The 16,586-nt window shown below is 65.3% G+C and carries 11 protein-coding genes; 9 read left to right on the top strand and 2 right to left on the bottom strand.

Features of this window, described 5'->3' with window-relative positions; genetic code table 11:
- Positions 1-7 precede the first annotated feature (7 nt).
- On the bottom strand, positions 8-2,086 hold the full coding sequence (locus tag ABQY74_RS12580) for a glycoside hydrolase family 97 protein (RefSeq protein WP_349791666.1): 2,079 nt from the start codon (positions 2,084-2,086) through the stop codon (positions 8-10).
- A gap of 242 nt (positions 2,087-2,328) precedes the next feature.
- Between ABQY74_RS12580 and ABQY74_RS12575 the strand changes: the two genes are divergently transcribed.
- From ABQY74_RS12575 to ABQY74_RS12565, 3 genes are read left to right on the top strand one after another with little or no spacing between them, the layout of a single operon-like run.
- Positions 2,329-4,515 carry a Six-hairpin glycosidase-like protein gene (locus ABQY74_RS12575; protein WP_349791664.1) on the top strand — a complete coding sequence of 729 codons (2,187 nt, stop codon included), beginning with the start codon at positions 2,329-2,331 and terminating at the stop codon, positions 4,513-4,515.
- A complete protein-coding gene (locus tag ABQY74_RS12570) occupies positions 4,512-5,990 on the top strand; it encodes an MFS transporter (protein ID WP_104554115.1) in 1,479 nt (492 codons plus the stop codon). Before ABQY74_RS12575 ends, ABQY74_RS12570 begins: the two co-directional genes overlap by 4 nt.
- A complete protein-coding gene (locus ABQY74_RS12565; RefSeq protein WP_372469866.1) occupies positions 5,987-7,663 on the top strand; it encodes an alpha-amylase family glycosyl hydrolase in 1,677 nt (558 codons plus the stop codon). Before ABQY74_RS12570 ends, ABQY74_RS12565 begins: the two co-directional genes overlap by 4 nt.
- Before the next feature lie 407 nt (positions 7,664-8,070).
- Here ABQY74_RS12565 and ABQY74_RS12560 read toward each other — a convergent pair whose 3' ends face one another.
- Positions 8,071-9,192 carry a LacI family DNA-binding transcriptional regulator gene (locus tag ABQY74_RS12560; RefSeq protein ID WP_349791662.1) on the bottom strand — a complete coding sequence of 374 codons (1,122 nt, stop codon included), beginning with the start codon at positions 9,190-9,192 and terminating at the stop codon, positions 8,071-8,073.
- Between the two features lie 325 nt (positions 9,193-9,517).
- Here ABQY74_RS12560 and thrS point away from each other — a divergent pair, with 325 nt between their 5' ends.
- The 6 genes from thrS to pheT all read left to right on the top strand — a co-directional run bounded on the left by thrS (position 9,518) and on the right by pheT (position 16,573).
- Positions 9,518-11,422: a threonine--tRNA ligase gene (gene thrS, locus ABQY74_RS12555; RefSeq protein ID WP_039815152.1), complete on the top strand. Its 1,905-nt coding sequence runs from the start codon at positions 9,518-9,520 to the stop codon at positions 11,420-11,422.
- A gap of 48 nt (positions 11,423-11,470) precedes the next feature.
- A complete protein-coding gene (gene infC, locus ABQY74_RS12550) occupies positions 11,471-12,013 on the top strand; it encodes a translation initiation factor IF-3 (protein ID WP_080639730.1) in 543 nt (180 codons plus the stop codon).
- 240 nt (positions 12,014-12,253) lie between these two features.
- Positions 12,254-12,451, top strand: a complete 198-nt coding sequence (rpmI, locus tag ABQY74_RS12545) for a 50S ribosomal protein L35 (RefSeq protein WP_002811096.1) — start codon at positions 12,254-12,256, stop codon at positions 12,449-12,451.
- Positions 12,452-12,461: 10 nt separating this feature from the next.
- Complete coding sequence (gene rplT, locus ABQY74_RS12540) at positions 12,462-12,821, top strand: 50S ribosomal protein L20 (protein ID WP_016903313.1); 360 nt, start codon at positions 12,462-12,464, stop codon at positions 12,819-12,821.
- 262 nt (positions 12,822-13,083) lie between these two features.
- Entirely contained in the window at positions 13,084-14,079 is a 996-nt protein-coding gene (pheS, locus tag ABQY74_RS12535; RefSeq protein ID WP_349791660.1) for a phenylalanine--tRNA ligase subunit alpha, read from the top strand.
- A 115-nt stretch (positions 14,080-14,194) separates the two neighbouring features.
- Positions 14,195-16,573: a phenylalanine--tRNA ligase subunit beta gene (pheT, locus tag ABQY74_RS12530; protein WP_349791658.1), complete on the top strand. Its 2,379-nt coding sequence runs from the start codon at positions 14,195-14,197 to the stop codon at positions 16,571-16,573.
- Positions 16,574-16,586 lie beyond the last annotated feature (13 nt).

Below are 16,586 nucleotides of genomic sequence, written 5' to 3'. Positions count from 1 at the left end.
GACCAGGTCAGCGCCTGCCATCCACCGGCACGAAGCGAATCGCCTGCCCACCACCTGGCGCAAGACGCAGTTCCAGCGTGTCGGCGCTACTGACCTGGCGTTGTTCGCTGACAAAGGCGAACGGGTTGTTGACATAGTCCGCACCGTCGCCATCGCGATAGATCTGAGCGGTGTAGCGCACGCCGGGTTCAAGGAATCCGAGCGGCACCTGCAGCAGCCGGCCATGCTCGTCGGTGATGCTGCCCAGGAACCAGTCGCGGCTATGCCGGTCCTTGCGCGCGATGGTGACGTAGTCGCCGACTTCGCCATTCAAGGCGCGGGTCTGATCCCAATCCACCGCCACGTCTTCGATGAAGCGGAAGGCATCGCGGTGCTGCAGATAATGCTCGGGCAGATCGGCGGCCATCTGGATCGGACTGTAAAGCGTCACGTACAGCGCCAGCTGGCGCGCAAGCGTGCTGGGAATCGCCTGGCCGTTGCGGCCTTTCAGGCTGACGATGCCGGGCGTGTAATCCATCGGCCCGGCGAGCAGGCGGGTGAACACCAGGTTGACCTCGTGCTCGGGCGGATTCGGTGGCTGGCCCCAGGCGTTGTATTCCATGCCGCGCGCGCCTTCGCGCGAGATCCAGTTGGGATAGGTGCGGCGCAGGCCGGTGTCCTTGATCGGTTCGTGCGCATTGACCGCGAGATGGCGCGCGGCAGCTTCCCGCACCACGCGCAGATGATGGCGCGCCATCCATTGGCCGTCGTGCCATTCGCGCAGCGGTGTGCCGCCTGCCGGGTTACGACGTTCCACCTGGCCGTCGTCGCAGACATAGCCGGTCTTGACCGAGTCCACGCCGAACCGGGCGTACAGGTCCATGGCTTCGGCGATCTGGTCTTCGTAATGATCCACTGCGCACCCCGTTTCATGATGGCCGATCAGATGCACGCCCTTGCCGGCGGCGTATTTGCTCAGCGCGGGCAGGTCGAAATCGGGTGTCGGCCTGGTGAAATCGAAACTGCCGCCATTGCCGAACCATTCGCCGTCCCAGCCCGGATTCCAGCCTTCCACCAGCACGCCACGAAAGCCGTGTGCCGCAGCGAAGTCGATATAGCGCTTGGTGTTGGTAGTGGTGGCGCCGTGTGTCGGCCCGGTCGCCCAGGTCTGCTGGTTGAGATGCATGGACCACCACACCCCGACATATTTGGACGGCTTGACCCAGCTCACATCGCCCAAGGCATTCGGCGCGTTGAGGTTGAGGATCAGGTTGGATTCCACCAAGCCGGTAGCCTGGTCGGCGATCTGCAGCGTGCGCCACGGCGTATCGAACGGCAGCTTACGCCGCACCTTCCAGCCTTCGGCAGCGGGCGACAGCTGCGCGCGCAGGCGCTGGCCTTCGGTACGGCGCAGCCACATGCCGGCGTAGTCGACCAGCGCCGCCTCATGCAGCGCGACATGCAGCCCGCTGTCGGTGCGCAAGGTGAGCGGCGTATGTGCCAGCGCGACCTGGCTCAAAGGCGTGCGCTGATACAGGTATTCGTAGTGGATCGGCTCGCCTGCCGGAATCCACCATGCCTCGGACGGTTGCGCGATGGCGAATTCGGTGACTTCCTCGTTGATGATGGCTTCGCGCAATCCCGCTTGCTCGGGAAAGTGATAGCGCAGGCCGATGCCATCGTCGTACACGCGGAAGATCACATCGAAGCGGCGTTGCGCGCCGCCGCGTTCGCCCAGGCTGACGCTTAGTTCGTTGTAGTGGTTGCGCACCAGGCGCGTCTCGCCCCAGGGTTGTTCCCAGGTATCGTCATGGGCTTGGCGTGCTTGCGAGAGGACGACCAGGCCGCGGTCCAGCCGCCCGTCGCGCAACTGGAAACCCAGGCGCGAGCGTTCCAGTACCGGCTGACCCAGGCGTTGCACGCGGTAGTAGGGCGTGCCGCCGTCCACTTCCAGCGTGACCTGCAGGACGTTGCCGGGCGAATCGGCACTGATGGCGATGCGCTCGGCCTGCGCGATGCCCGCAAGACTGCCAAGCAACAGGACAAGCAGTCGCGCACTGCGTGCGGCGCGCGCTATCGAACGCACGCGATGTGAAACCAGCGGCATATCCCCTCCCAAGGCGGCCGTTGCGTCAGCGGCGACTATGCAGCGCTGTGGCGTGGATGGGCCATGCTGCACTGCAGCCATTGCCATGAATACGTATGCATTGATGCGGAACCCCGGAGCGCGCGTCTACCATGGCGTCACGGCACCTGGGAGGGTCCGCGCCCGTGGCACGCCAGTGCCGCGCACTACAACGCGTGCAACGAGGGAGGGAGGCCGACGGTGCAAGCCGCCTGGCCGCTTCGATGCTGAAGATGATCTGCATGGCTGCAACGCTCGGCGTTGCGGCAAGCTCGCCGGTGTTGGCCGATGAGCTGGAATTCCAGGGCCGCCGTGCGCAAGCGCAGGCGCTAGAAGACGGCGGTTTCGTGCTGCGCTGGCCGCAGGGCGAGCGCAGCATCGGGCCGCAGCCGATGCGCACCCATACCGCCAGTCCGTTGTTCGACGCCCTGTTCGCCATGGCGCAGCAGGAAATGGCCGACGACCGTGTCGAGGCGATCCGCGATCCGGCCTTCAACGACGGCAAGCCGGTGCCGTGCGTGTGTTTCGAAACCGGTGAGCGCTGGCCTTACGTGTGGACGCGCGATGTCAGCTTCGCCGCCGATCTGGCATTGGCGCGGCTGGAGCCGGAGCGCACGCGCAACGCGCTGCGCTTCAAGCTGTCGGCGGCGCGCGACGGGCAGACGCCAGGGGTGTTTGTTGCGCAGGACACCGGCTCCGGTGGCAGCTGGCCGATCAGCAGCGACCGGGTGGTGTGGTTTCTTGCCGCGCGCGGCCTGCTGGATGACAAGGCGTTCGCTGAAGAGGTCTGGGAGGCGTTGCAGGCCACCCTCGCGCAGGATCGTGACGCGGTCTTCGATGCGCAGATCGGCCTCTACCGCGGCGAAACCTCGTTTCTGGATTGGCGCGAGCAGACCTACCCGGAGTGGACGCGCCAGGATGTGCGCTTCATCGCCGAGTCCTTCGCCCTGTCCACCAACGTGTTGCACTACCAGGCCCTGCGCCTGGCCGAGCAACTGGCGCGCCAGCATGGCGATGCGCGCGCGTCCAGGTACGCCCAGTGGGCCGATGCCCTGCGTCAGGCCATCGCCACGCGCTTCTGGGATGCGCGCAGCAATCAGTATGTGAGCTATCTGGGCAATGCGGCGCATCCGGTGCGCTATGCCAAGGTCGATCTGCTCGGCGTGTCGCTTGGCGTGCTGGCCGAGGTGTTTCCGAAGGAGCGTGCGCGTGCCGCGCTGCGCAGGTATCCGCTGGTTGCCGGCGGCAGCCCGGTGGTGTGGCCGCAGGACGCCGAGCAGCCGATTTATCACAATCGTGCCGTTTGGCCTTTCGTGAGTGCGTATGCGCTACGCGCCGCACGCCAGCTGGACGACGCGCCGCGCATTGCGCTGGAGCTGCAGTCGTTGATGCGCGGCAGCGCGCTGGCCGGCTCCAACATGGAAAACTACGAGATGCAGAGCCTGGCGGTGCATGTGGAGGAGGGCACACGTAGCGGCCCGGTAGTGAATTCGCCACGCCAGTTGTGGTCGGTTGCTGGGTATCTCTCCGCGGTGCTGGAAGGCGTGTTCGGCATTGGCGCCGATGGCAGCGTGACGCCGAAACTGCCGCATACGTTGGTGCCGTTGTTGTTTGGCGATCGTCAGCAGATCGTGCTTGAACAGGGCGCCCGACGCTATGTGCTGCAGCGGCCGACGGCGAGTGCAGGTGAGTTGCTGGTGGCGGGGAAGGTCGAGCAACAAGGCCAGACCACGTTGGTGCATCTGATCGGCCGCAAGGCCGATACCACCGCCCCGCCTCAGCCAGGCCAGGTGTTCGCACCCAGCACGCCGGAGGCGCCCGTCGCGCAACGGCAGGGCGATGGCTATCGCATTGTGATTCCGGCTGGGGCGACGCTGTACATGGATGGGCATGCGTTGGACGCCACGCAGCACTGGTACCTGCGCGAGGACGGCCTGCTGCACGTGCTCAGCCTGACCCGTCGCTCCGATGGCCTGGAGTCGCTGCACGGTCCCTCGCTGACGCTCGGCCCGTTGCAGGAGGTCACGGGCAGCGAGGCCTGGGTTTGGACTGTCACGCGCGCGGGTCAGCATCGCGTATCGCTGCGTTATCGCAACCCCAACGGCCCCATCAATACCGGCGTCACTGCGGCGGTCAAGCGGCTGCTGCTGGAATGCCCGGGGCAGGCCACGCAGTCGCAGGTCGTGGTGATGCCGCATAGCGTAGGCGAGCAGCTGTCCACGCAGGTCAGCTTCACTGCGGTGGCCGGGCAGCAGTGCAGATTCCGGCTGGAAAATGGCTTCAACATGAGCGCGCTCGCGCATTTTGCGCAGTACAACGGCGGCCGCGGCGGTCGCGATGGCGTGGTCAACACCGCGCAGGTGAGCGCGCTGCTGGTCGGCCCCGCAGCGAGCACGGAGGCTGCGCAATGACTGCCAAGCCACGCCTGAGTTTCTGGCAGATCTGGAACATGTGTTTCGGCTTTCTCGGTATTCAGTTCGGCTTCGCGCTGCAGAACGCCAACGCCAGCCGCATCTTCCAGACCCTGGGGGCGCAGGTCGACGATGTGCCCGGTCTGTGGATTGCCGCACCGCTCACCGGTCTGATCGTGCAGCCCATCATCGGCTACCTGTCCGACCGCACCTGGACCCGATGGGGGCGCCGGCGCCCGTATTTCATGGTCGGCGCGGTATTCACCACACTGGCCTTGCTGGTGATGCCCAACGCACCGATGCTGTGGATTGCCGCCGGCACGTTGTGGGTGCTGGATGCATCGATCAACATCTCGATGGAGCCATTCCGCGCCCTGGTCGGCGATCAACTGCCACCGGCGCAGCGGCCCACCGGCTATGCGATGCAGAGCTTCTTCATCGGGGTCGGGGCGATTGTGGCGAGTTTCCTGCCGTGGTTGCTCACGCATTGGGGCGTGGCCAATACCGCGCCGCCAGGGCAGTTGCCCGACAGCGTGCGCTACGCCTTCTACCTCGGTGCAGCGGTGCTGTTCCTGTCGATCAGCTGGACGGTGCTGCGTACGCGCGAATACAGCCCGCAGCAGCTGGCCGGTTTCGACGATGCGCATCCGCCTGTAGCGGCTGCAGCGATCGCCGGCACCTTGCCACCGCAGCGTGCGAGCGTGCTCTGGTGCGGCATCGGTGTGCTGCTCGCCGCAGCGATCGCCTGGCAGCACGGCGACCGCATGCTCTACGTGCTGGCCGGCCTGTGCATCGCCTACGGTGCGCTGCTTGCGTTGGCGCGCGTGCTGCCATCGACCGGCATGCTGGTGGCGATCGTGCAGGACGTGCGCAGCATGCCGCTGACGATGCGGCGCCTGGCCTGGGTGCAGTTCTTCTCCTGGTTCGCGCTGTTTGCGATGTGGATCTACACCACCGCCGCGGTCACCCAGGTGCACTTTGGTGCCAAGGACACCGCATCGGCGGCCTACAACGAAGGCGCGAACTGGGTGGGTGTGTTGTTCGGTGCCTACAACGGCTTTGCGGCGTTGGCAGCATTGGTCATTCCATTGCTGGTGCGTGCGATCGGCCTGCGCTGGAGTCATCTGTGCAACCTGTGGCTGGGCGCGGCCGGGCTGTTGTCGATGCTGGTGATCCGCGACCCGCAGTGGCTGCTGCTGTCGATGCTGGGTGTCGGCTTTGCCTGGGCCTCGATCCTGTCGCTGCCCTATGCCTTGCTGTCCGATAGCGTGCCCGCCGCCAAGATGGGCGTGTACATGGGCATCTTCAATTTTTTCATCGTGATTCCGCAGCTGGTCGCGGCCAGCGCCCTGGGCTTCGTGCTGCGCGTCTGGCTGGGTGGTCAGCCGATCCATGCGCTGGCCATCGGTGGCGCCAGTTTGCTCATTGCCGGTGTGTGCGTGGTGCGGGTTCCAATGGCCTCTGGAGGGCAATGATGCGTCAGGTGATGATGGCTGGATTGATCGTACTTGCAGGGGCGGCGAGCGCGGCGGCTGCACCCGGCGATTACTACGGCACGCTGGAACCGTTCGCTGCCGACGCGGTGTATTTCGTGGTGACCGACCGTTTCGTCAATGGCGACCCCGGCAACGACCAGCGCGACCAGGGCGGTGCGCATCGCACGTTCGATGTGCCGACGCCTTGCGCAGATGGAATCGGCGACAACATCGGTTACCTGGGGGGCGACTTCAAGGGCATCGTCGAACATGCCGACTACATCCGCGACATGGGCTTTGGCGCGGTATGGATCACGCCGATTGTCGACAATCCGGATGAGGCCTTCACCGGCGGCAAGCCGATCAGCTGCGGCAGTACGCTCAGCGACCATGGCAAGACCGGCTATCACGGCTATTGGGGCGTGAATTTCTACAAGCTCGACGAGCATTTGCCCAGCCCGGGCCTGGACTTTGCCGCCTTCACCCGCGCCATGCATGCCAACCGCTTGAAGGTGGTACTGGATATCGTGGGCAATCACGGCTCGCCGGCCTACAGCATGCCGGTGGCGCAGCCAGGCTTCGGCAAGTTGTACGACGCCGAGGGCCGCCTGGTCGCCGATCATCAGAATCTGCCGCCGGCGCAGCTGGATCCGCAGCACATTCCGCTGCACGCGTTCTACAACACCGGCGGCGGCCTGGCCGAGCTGTCCGATCTCAACGAGAACAATCCCGCGGTGCTCGATTATCTGGCCGGCGCGTATCTGCAATGGATGGAGCAGGGCGCCGACGCATTCCGTATCGACACCATCGGCTGGATGCCCGACCGCTTCTGGCATGCCTTCGTTGCGCGCATCCGCGAAAAACGTCCGGGGTTCTTCATGTTCGGCGAAGCCTTCGATTACGACGCCAACAAGATTGCCGGGCATACCTGGGCGCGCAATGCCGGCGTCAGCGTGCTGGATTTCCCGTTGAAGCAGCAGCTGTCCGCTGTCTTCGGCCATGAGCAGGCCGGGTTCGAGAAGCTTGCCGCGCCGCTGTTTCTGCGTCGGGGGCCTTATGCCAATCCGTACGAGCTGATGAGTTTCTACGACAATCACGACATGGCGCGCCTGGATGCCAGCGACACCGGCTTCATCGACGCGCACAACTGGCTGTTTACCGCGCGCGGCATCCCGGTGATCTATTACGGCTCGGAGACCGGCTTCATGCGCGGGCGTGCCGAACATGCAGGCAACCGCAATTACTTCGGTGCCGAGCGCATCCGCACGGCACCGCACAGCCCGATTTTCGGCCCGTTGCAGCAGATCGCGCGGCTGCGTCGCGATACCCCGGCATTGCAGCGCGGCGTGCAGGTGGATGTGCTGCTACGCGGAGATCATGCGGCGTTTTTGCGGGTCTATCAGCATGCGGGCGCCAGCCAGACGGCGTTGGTGCTGCTCAACAAGGGCGATGCGGCGGCGAACATCGAGGTGACGCGTTTTCTGCAGCCCGGCACCTGGCGCGATGCGATGAGTGGCGAGCAGGTGCTGGTGCAGCGTCGGCTGCTGGCGCCGGTGCCCGCGCATGGGGTGCGGGTGCTGCTGTCGGACGCGCCGATCACCGACCCGGCCTTGCGCAGGCAGCTCGACGCGCAGATGGCCGAGCAAGCCGCGCGCGACGCCCGTAACAGGTAGGAGCGCACCCGGGCGCGACGGGGCATTGCCGGGAACGCCACGTCGCGCCCGGGTGCGCTCCTACGAGGCGTCAAGTTGCGGGCTGTCGCGCACGCTCCAACGAATCCCCAATCCCGAATCCCAAGCCTCGGCGCCCAGCGATTCCGCTGGCCACCTGACCGGATGTCAGCTTGAGAGCTTTCCCGGCCGACGCTGATTTCGATCCTGGTCACGCTGCGGGCCGCGGCTGGACGGGGCCGCCCGCAACAGGTAGGAGCGCACCCGGGCGCGACGGGCATTACCGGGAACGCCCCGTCGCGCCCGGGTGCACTCCTACGAAGCATCGATGGCTGCAGCCGATCCCGCGCAGCTCGCCACGTATGCTCCAACGATTCCCGATTCCCGATTCCCGATTCCCGATTCCCGATTCAACGCCTGACAGCCCCATCAGCGGCCCGGCCAAGCACCGCCTCGCCGTTCTCCGCGCCGGACGGTCTCCAGCCCAGCGGTGGCTGCAGCCCACTGCTGCGCGAGGAATCACGCAGCGCCAGCCTCACCGGAATCGTGCGGCTCTGCGCCGCTTCGCCGCGGATCAGCGCCACCAGGCTTTCCACTAGGAGCGTGCCGGCCTGCTTGGTGTCCTGCTGCACCGTCGACAGCGCCGGCGCCACCGACGCCGCCAATGCGATATCGTCGAAGCCGCTCACCGCCACATCCTGCGGCACCCGCAGGCCGCGCTCGCGCAAGGCGCGCATGGCGCCGATCGCAATCAGGTCGCTGGCCGCACACACCGCATCGAATGCCTTGCCGCTGTCGAGTAGCGCCAGGCACGCGGCATGGCCGGACGACTCGGTGGTGATCGCATCGAACTGCAGCGCGCGATCGGCCACCAAACCCTGCTGCTTCAGCGCAGCCACGTAGCCGCGGTAGCGCTCTTCGAATTCGGGATAGTGGTTGGACGCGTGGCCGAGAAAGGCGATGCGGCGACAGCCCTGCGCCAGCAGATGTTCGGTGATATCCAGCCCGCCCTGGTAATTGTCGCTGCCGATCGAAATGCCCGGCTGCCCCGGCAGCGCCGCGCCCCAGCGCACGAAGTGGGTACCTTGTTCGACCAGCAACTGCAGCCGCTGGCGTGACTGCTGATAATCGCCATAGCCGAGCAGGATGATGCCGTCGGCCTTGTTGCTGTCTTCGTAATCGGCCTGCCAGTCCTTGGACAGCTGCTGGAAGGACACCAGCAGGTCGTAACCCTGCAGCGCGCAGGCGCGGGTGATCGAGCCCAGCATCGAATGAAAGAACGGGTTGATCAGCGAATCGTCGGCGGTGGGGTCTTCGAAGAACAGCAGTGCCAGCGTGCCGGCATTGCGCAGCCGCAGCGACGAGGCGTTCTTGTCGACCTTGTAGTTCAATTCCTTGGCGATGCGCAGGATGCGCTTGCGGGTTTCTTCGTTGACCATCGGGCTGCCGCGCAGTGCGCGCGACACGGTCGGCTGCGACACGCCGGCCAGGTAGGCGATATCCAGCGAGGTGGCTTTACCCTTGATGGTCATGGTCGGCACTGGCAGCACAGGTGGCCGGCATCATGCCACGCGCCCGCCGGCCCCGTGCCGGCATGCGCAACAGCGGGCTGATTGGTTTACCATTCGCCTCCAAGACCCCTTGCGAGAAGGTGGCCCGCGCCCCGCGCCGGCCCAGCGTGCGACATGAGCACTACCACCGCCCACCGCTGATTCCGGCCGCGCCACTCCGCAGGGCGCCTGCACGGCGTTCGTTCTGCCCCACCTCTCGCCATACCCTTATCCGAGCCTGTCCCGCAACGGGCAGACCTCCCTTGCAGCCGCCGCGCTGCAGCCAGCACAGACCTCATCCTTGCCCATGATCAACATCACGCTCCCCGACGGCAGCCGCCGCGAATTCGAATCCCCCGTCTCGGTGATGCAGGTCGCCCAGTCGATCGGCGCCGGCCTGGCCAAGGCCACCATCGCCGGCCAGGTCGACGGCCAGCTGGTCGATGCCAGCGACGTCATCGACCACGATGCCAGCCTGCGCATCATCACCGCCAAGGACGCCGAAGGCGTGGAGATCATCCGCCACTCCTGCGCGCATCTGGTCGGGCATGCGGTCAAGCAGCTGTACCCGGAGGTCAAGATGGTGATCGGCCCGGTCATCGCCGAAGGCTTCTACTACGACATCTACAGCGAACGCCCGTTCACGCCGGACGACATGGCCGCGATCGAGCAGCGAATGCAGGAATTGATCGCGCAGGACTATGACGTGATCAAGAAGGTCACCCCGCGCGCCGAGGTGATCGAGGTGTTCGCCCAGCGCGGCGAGGAGTACAAGCTGCGCCTGATCGAGGACATGTCCGACGACATCACCGCGATGGGCCTGTACTACCACCAGGAATACGTGGACATGTGCCGCGGCCCGCACGTGCCCAACACGCGCTTCCTCAAGGCGTTCAAGCTGACCCGTATTTCCGGCGCCTACTGGCGCGGCGACGCCAAGAACGAGCAGCTGCAGCGCATCTACGGCACCGCCTGGGCCGACAAGAAGCAGCTGGACGCCTACATCCTGCGTATGGAAGAAGCCGACAAGCGCGACCATCGCCGCATCGGCAAGCAGCAGGACCTGTTCCATCTGCAGGAAGAGGCGCCGGGCCTGGTGTTCTGGCATCCCAAGGGCTGGTCGCTGTGGCAGGTGGTCGAGCAGTACATGCGCAAGGTCTATCGCGACAGCGGCTACGGCGAAGTGCGCTGCCCGCAGATCCTGGACGTGTCGCTGTGGCAGAAATCCGGCCACTGGGACAACTACCAGGACGCGATGTTCTTCACCGAGTCGGAGAAGCGCACCTACGCAGTCAAGCCGATGAACTGCCCGGGTCACGTGCAGGTGTTCAACCAGGGCCTGCACAGCTACCGCGACCTGCCGATCCGCTACGGCGAGTTCGGCGCCTGCCACCGCAACGAGCCCTCCGGCGCGCTGCACGGCATCCTGCGCGTGCGCGGCTTCACCCAGGACGACGGGCACGTGTTCTGCCTGGAATCGCAGATCGAAGCCGAAGTCACCGCCTTCCATCAGCAGGCACTGGCGGTCTACACCGCGTTCGGCTTCGACGACATCGAGATCAAGATCGCGCTGCGTCCGGAAAAGCGCCTGGGCGACGACGTCACCTGGGACAAGGCCGAAGCCGCGCTGCGCAGCGCGCTGGGCGTATGCGGGGTGGAGTGGCAGGAGCTGCCGGGCGAGGGCGCCTTCTACGGCCCCAAGATCGAGTACCACCTCAAGGACGCGATCGGCCGTACCTGGCAGCTGGGCACCATGCAGGTCGATTTCATGATGCCGGGCCGCCTCGGCGCCGAGTACGTGGACGAGCACAGCCAGAAGAAGCATCCCGTCATGCTGCACCGGGCGATCGTCGGCTCGATGGAGCGTTTCATCGGCATTTTGATCGAACACCACGCCGGCGCCTTCCCCGCCTGGCTCGCCCCGGTCCAGGTCGTTGTCGCAAATATCACCGATGCCCAGGCAGACTATGTCGACTCAGTTCGGAAAACCCTTGCAAATCAAGGCTTCCGTGTGAACGCCGATTTGCGTAACGAGAAGATCGGATATAAGATTCGCGAGCATACGCTGCAACGCGTGCCTTATCTGCTCGTCGTCGGTGACCGCGAGAAGGAAAACGGCGCCGTTGCCGTGCGGACACGTTCGGGAGAGGACCTCGGGACCATGACGGTCTCGGCCTTCATCGAACGTCTGCAGGCAGAGCAGGCAGCGTGAGCCAACCCCGGCCGGTCTGGATGATCCGGATGCGCCGGTTCGATTCCCCTGGGAGATTGCAATATCAGTACCCCTGACAACAAACAGAACCGCAAGAACCAAGAAATCCGTGTGCCGCGCGTCCGCGTGATCGGCAGTGACGGTGAGATGGTTGGCGTGTTGTCGCGCGACGAAGCGCTCGCCAAGGCCGAGGAAGAAGGCCTGGATCTGGTCGAAATCCAGCCGCAGGCCGATCCGCCGGTCTGCAAGATCATGGATTTCGGCAAGTTCAAGTTCGAGCAGCAGAAAAAGGCCAACGAGGCCAAGAAGAAGACCAAGCAGGTCGAGATCAAGGAACTCAAGTTCCGTCCGGTTACCGACGAGGGCGACTACCAGATCAAGCTGCGCAACATGCGCCGCTTCCTGGAAGAGGGCGACAAGGTCAAGGTCAACATCCGCTTCCGTGGCCGTGAAATGAGCCATCAGGAGCTGGGGCGCGAAATGGCGTCCCGGATCGAGGCCGACCTGGGCGAAGACATCGTCATCGAGTCGCGCCCGCGCCTGGAAGGGCGCCAGATGGTCATGATGATCGCGCCGAAGAAGAAGATCTGATCCCGCGCTGAGGCGGGCCCTGCCGGGGTCCGTCCGGCCGGCGACAGCATTCATTTGCAAGAATTCCCGGCAACGGGCATACTGCGCGGCCCGGTTTTGCCGGGACGCCGCGCAAGCGGTACAGGACCTGTCCGGATCGTGTTCGATCAAGGACTTACAAGCAGGCAAGGGCATGGATGGAAAGCGTGGTCGCAAGACTGCCGCCCGGGTCAGTGACAAAACACTATCAAGGACATTGCAATGCCCAAGATCAAGACCAACCGGGCGGCGGCCAAGCGTTTCCGCAAGACCGCCTCCGGCAAGTACAAGTGCGGCCACGCAAACCGTAGCCATATCCTCACGAAGAAAGCGACCAAGCGGAAGCGCAACCTGCGGCAGACGAACCACGTCCGCGCCGAGGATGCAGGCCGTCTCGATCGTATGCTTCCCTATCTCTGAGGACTGAACCATGGCACGAGTAAAGCGTGGTGTGCAGGCGCGCCGCCGCCACAAGAAAATTCTGACCCTGGCGAAGGGCTACTACAATGCCCGTCGCAAGGTTTTCCGCGTCGCCAAGCAGGCGGTCATCAAGGCGCAGCAGTACGCCTACATCGGCCGCAAGCAGAAGAAGCGCGTCTTCCGTTCGTTGTGGATCACCCGCATCAACGCGGCTGCCCGCATCAATGGCCTGAGCTACAGCCGTTTCATGAACGGCCTGCTGAAGGCGGGTATCACCCTGGACCGCAAGGTGCTGGCCGATATCGCCGTGCACGATGCCGCCGGCTTTGCCGCGCTGGCTGAGAAGGCCAAGGGCGCGCTGGCGGCATAGGTGCGAGTCCCTCGCAAGAGCCCGCACATCCATGTGCGGACTTTTGAAAGGGTAGCGTCTCGAAGGAGCTTGCACATTCGTGTGCAGGCTTTCGGCGAGGGCAAGCAGATATGCAGGGGGAAGGGCGCGAGTCCTTCCCCTTTTGCGTTTTTAGATGGCCGGCATTGCTGACTGGATGCCGGGCAAGACCAGATTTGAGTGGCAATGCGTTCCGGTGCATCCGGAAACACCGTTCGGTTGACGCAGTTGAGGCGCGAGTGCAATGAGTGAGATTCAATCCCTGACCGAGCGTGCGCTGGCCGATGTCGCCGCTGCGCAGACGCCGGACCAACTGGAAGCCTTGCGCGTCGCATTGCTGGGCAAGAGCGGCAGCATCACCGCCCAGCTCAAGCAGCTCGGCACGCTGCCGGCCGATCAGCGAAAAGCCGCTGGCGAAGCGATCAACCTGTCGCGCGATGCGCTGACCGCGGCGTTGTCCGAGCGCAAGCACATGCTGGAAAACGCCGCGCTGGACGCACGGCTGGCCGGGGAGCGGATCGATGTCACCTTGCCGGGCCGCCGCAGCGAACGTGGTGGATTGCACCCGGTCACGCGCACGCTCGAGCGCATCGTCGAGATCTTTGCGCGCCTGGGCTATGAGTTGTCCGATGGTCCGGAGATCGAGGACGACTGGCACAACTTCGAAGCCCTGAACTTTCCGCCGCACCATCCGGCGCGCGCGATGCACGACACGTTCTATTTCGGCGATGGCCGCCTGTTGCGCACCCACACCTCCGGCGTGCAGGTGCGCTACATGGATGCGCACAAACCGCCGCTGCGCATGATCGCGGCCGGCAAGGTGTACCGCTCCGATTCGGACCAGACCCATTCGCCGATGTTCCATCAGGTCGAAGGCCTGCTGGTCGACGAGCACTCCAACTTCGCCGATCTCAAGGGCACTTTATCCGAGTTCGTACGGGCGTTCTTCGAGCGCGATTTCGAGATGCGCTTCCGCCCCAGCTATTTCCCGTTCGTGGAACCGGGCGCGGAAGTGGATATCGCCTGGCAGCAGCCGGACGGCAGCACGCGTTGGCTGGAAGTGCTCGGCTGCGGCATGGTGCACCCGAACGTGCTGCGCAGCGTCGGCATCGACCCGGAGCGCTACACCGGCTTTGCGTTCGGCCTGGGCGTGGAGCGCTTTGCGATGCTGCGCTACGGCGTCAACGACCTGCGCGCATTCTTCGAAAACGATGTGCGTTTTCTCAGGCAGTTCGCCTGACGGCGGGAATTGGGGATTCGGGATTGGGGATTCGCAACGGCGCCCCGGTCCGCCCCAGACCCCGTCGACGCGTTTTAGCTAATCCCCAATCCCGAATCCCCAATCCCGGCTCCTCATGAAATTCTCTGAAAATTGGCTGCGCAGCCACGTTCCCATCCAGGCGAGCCGCGACGAGCTTGCCGCGACGCTGACGGCGATCGGTCTGGAGGTCGAAGAGGTCACGCCACTGGGCGAGGCGCTGGGGCAGGTGGTGGTGGCGCGTATCGTCGAGGCGGTGCGTCATCCGGAAGCCGATCGTCTGCAGGTCTGCAGCGTCGACGCAGGGCAGGGCGAGTTGCTGCAGATCGTGTGTGGCGCGCCCAATGCGCGTGCCGGTCTGGTGGCACCGCTGGCGCTGGTCGGTGCGCAGATCGGCGAGCTGACCATCACCGCGGCCAAGCTGCGCGGGGTGGCGTCCAACGGCATGCTGTGCTCGGCCAAGGAGCTGGGGCTGGACAGCGACGCGTCCGGCCTGTTCGAGCTGCCCGACGATGCGCCGGTGGGTCAGGCGCTGGCCGAGTACCTGGGCCTGCCCGATGCCAGCATCGAGATCAAGCTGACGCCCAATCGCGCCGACTGCTTCAGCGTGCGCGGTATCGCCTTCGATGTGGCGGCCGCCTGCGCCAGCGAAGTGGTGGCTTTTGAAGCAGGTGCAGTGGCGCCGGTGTCCACGCGCACGCTGGCGGTGGAATTGCATGCCGGCAACGCCGCACCGCGCTATTGCGGACGGGTAATCGAAGGCATCGACCCGGCCGCAAAAACACCGGTATGGCTGGCCGAGCGGCTGCGCCGCAGCGGTGTGCGTCCGGTCTCGCTGCTGGTGGATATCACCCAGTACGTGATGCTGGAACTTGGCCAGCCGATGCATGCGTTCGATCTGGACACCCTGCAAGGCCCGATCGGCGTGCGCCATTCGCGTAGCGGCGAGCAGCTGGTATTGCTGGACGGGCGTCAGGTCACGCTGGACGACAGCTTCCTGACCATTACCGATGCCGACCGCCCGGTCGCATTGGCCGGCCTGATGGGCGGCCTGGATACCCGTGTCACCGAGACCACGCGCAACGTGTTCCTGGAGTCGGCGTACTTCGATCCGGCCGCAATCATGGGGCGTGGCCGCAAGTTCGGTCTGCATACCGATGCCGGTCATCGCTTCGAGCGTGGTGTGGATCCGGCATTGCCGCCACAGGCGATCGAAGTGGCGACGCGGCTGGTGCTGGAACTAGCCGGTGGTACGCCGGGCCCGGTGGTACATGCGCAATTGCCGGAGCATCTGCCGCAGCCGGCGCGCATCCTGCTGCGGCGCGCGCGGATTGCGCGCGTGCTCGGTATCCAGATTGACGATGGCGAGGTCGTGCGCATTTTGAGTGCGCTTGGCATGCAGCTCGAGGCGGTTGCCGAAGGCTGGCAGGTGATGGCACCGAGCCGTCGCTTCGATATCGCCATCGAAGAGGATCTGATCGAGGAACTGGCGCGTATCCACGGGTACGATCGCGTGCCGACCACGCTGCCGGGCGGGGCAAGCCGGATTGCGATGCCGAGCGAAACCCAGCTCGATGAGCTCAGCGTGCGGCGCCAGCTGGTGGCGCGCGAGCTGCAGGAAACCATCAATTACGCCTTCGTCGACGCCACCTTGCTGGAGCGCTGGCAGCTGACCGACGGCCTGGTGCCGTTGGCCAATCCGCTCAGCGCCGAGCTGGCGATCATGCGTCCGCGCCTGTTGCCGGGCCTGGTGGCGACGCTGGGCCGCAATGCCGCCCGCCAGGCCGGGCGTGTGCGCCTGTTCGAGCTGGGCAAGGTGTTCGCTGCCGCGTCCGACGCCGGCGCTGCCCCGCAGGAGTCGCAGCATGTCGCCGCGGCCGTGTGTGGCGATGCCCTGGCGCTGCAATGGGGCGAGCCCGCGCGCAAGGTGGACTTCCACGATCTGAAGGGCGATCTGATGACGCTGGCGGCGGCCAGTGGCGCGGTGCTGGAATTCCAGCCCTCTGCCCAGCCCTTCGGGCATCCGGGGCGCTCGGCCGACATCCATCGCGATGGCGTGTGCATCGGCTGGATCGGGCAGGTGCATCCGCGCCTGGCCAAGGCGTTGGACATCGACGTGGACGTGATCGCGTTCGAGCTGCAACTGACGGCATTGGTCAAGCGTGCGCTGCCGCGTGTCGGCGAGCTGTCGCGGTTCCCCTCGGTGCGTCGCGATCTGGCCTTCCTGGTGCCGGAAGAGGTGAGCTGGGCGGCGCTGTCGAGCAGCGTGCGCACCACCGTCGGGCCGTTGTTGCGCGAGGTGCAGCTGTTCGACCGCTATGTCGGGCAGGGGGTCGAGCCAGGTTTCAAGAGTCTGGCTATGGGCTTGATTTTGCAGGATAACTCGCGCACTCTCACCGACCGGGACGTCGACGCAGTCGTTGCCGATGTGGTGGCCGTGATCGAGCGCGAGCACCGCGCCCGGATCCGGAGTTGACGCGGTAACCAGG

Source organism: Xanthomonas sp. WHRI 7064 (assembly GCF_040202355.2).
Lineage (GTDB): Bacteria > Pseudomonadota > Gammaproteobacteria > Xanthomonadales > Xanthomonadaceae > Xanthomonas > Xanthomonas arboricola.
This window is presented reverse-complemented; position numbering and strand designations above follow the sequence as displayed.

Bases quoted from the DNA above. Each gene is read 5' to 3' on its own strand.
- ABQY74_RS12565 (WP_372469866.1), top strand. From the start codon at position 5,987: ATGATGCGTCAGGTGATGATGGCTGGATTGATCGTACTTGCAGGGGCG.
- ABQY74_RS12575 (WP_349791664.1), top strand. From the start codon at position 2,329: ATGCTGAAGATGATCTGCATGGCTGCAACGCTCGGCGTTGCGGCAAGC.
- pheT (WP_349791658.1), top strand. From the start codon at position 14,195: ATGAAATTCTCTGAAAATTGGCTGCGCAGCCACGTTCCCATCCAGGCG.
- thrS (WP_039815152.1), top strand. From the start codon at position 9,518: ATGATCAACATCACGCTCCCCGACGGCAGCCGCCGCGAATTCGAATCC.
- rpmI (WP_002811096.1), top strand. From the start codon at position 12,254: ATGCCCAAGATCAAGACCAACCGGGCGGCGGCCAAGCGTTTCCGCAAG.
- pheS (WP_349791660.1), top strand. From the start codon at position 13,084: ATGAGTGAGATTCAATCCCTGACCGAGCGTGCGCTGGCCGATGTCGCC.
- ABQY74_RS12560 (WP_349791662.1), bottom strand. From the start codon at position 9,192: ATGACCATCAAGGGTAAAGCCACCTCGCTGGATATCGCCTACCTGGCC.
- rplT (WP_016903313.1), top strand. From the start codon at position 12,462: ATGGCACGAGTAAAGCGTGGTGTGCAGGCGCGCCGCCGCCACAAGAAA.
- ABQY74_RS12570 (WP_104554115.1), top strand. From the start codon at position 4,512: ATGACTGCCAAGCCACGCCTGAGTTTCTGGCAGATCTGGAACATGTGT.
- ABQY74_RS12580 (WP_349791666.1), bottom strand. From the start codon at position 2,086: ATGCCGCTGGTTTCACATCGCGTGCGTTCGATAGCGCGCGCCGCACGC.